This window comes from Streptomyces sp. M2CJ-2 (assembly GCF_016757295.1).
In the GTDB taxonomy this organism is placed as follows: domain Bacteria; phylum Actinomycetota; class Actinomycetes; order Streptomycetales; family Streptomycetaceae; genus Streptomyces.
Genome location: NZ_JAESIF010000265.1, coordinates 1 through 815 on the forward strand (window position 1 = coordinate 1; position 815 = coordinate 815).

An 815-nucleotide genomic window follows, 5' to 3' on the forward strand; every position below is an offset into this window, starting at 1 on the left:
CTGTCCGGCGAATGCCCAGGTGAGTGACGGTGTCCTACCCGGTGTTCGAGCCCGGACCATAAAGAACAAGCTGAGGGAGGGACTATGAGCCACCAGAGCCACCCGCACACACCGCAGGCGGACTTGGCATCCCTCAAGGAGCACCTGTCCGTCGTGGCCAGCTACGCCGCCGAGGTGTCCGAGGGACTGGAGGCCCGCCCCCCGCTAGGGGATGCAGGACGCACTCGCCCGCCGGAATGGCCCGACGAGCCGATCGGACTGGACGGGGCCTTGCGATTGTTCGCCGAGGCCATTGACCCCGGTCTGCATGCCAGCGCCGGGCCCCGCTATCTGGGATTCGTGACGGGCGGAACCAATCCAGCGGCCCTGGCCGGCGACTGGCTCACCTCCGCCTTCGATAACAACGCGACCTCCGGAACGGGTCTGCTCGCCGAGCTCGAACGTCAGGTCCTCACCTGGCTCCAACGGCATCTGCGCCTGGGCGACGGCTTCCACGGAGCCTTCGTCACCGGCGCGACGACCTCCAACTATGTCAACCTGGCCACGGCCCGGGAATGGGCGGGTGAACGCGTAGGCGTATCCGTCTCCGACGCGGGGGTCGGCGCCCTCACGGACAGAATCCGCATCCTCTCCGCGAGCCCCCACTCAAGTGTGCTGAAGTCCCTGTCACAACTGGGACTCGGGCGAGAGCGGATGGAGCTCGTCCCGCCCCTTCCCGGCCGGGAAGCCATCGACCCTGACGCTCTCCGGACGTCAATGGCCTCAGCACCGGATCGCCCGACCGTCATCGTCGCCAACGCCGGCACCGTGAACAC

General features: G+C 67.7%; 1 pseudogene. It reads left to right on the top strand.

Features of this window, described 5'->3' with window-relative positions:
• Nucleotides 1-153: 153 nt before the first annotated feature.
• A pseudogene (locus tag JL475_RS39220) lies at nt 154-815 on the top strand (aspartate aminotransferase family protein); the annotation flags it as partial.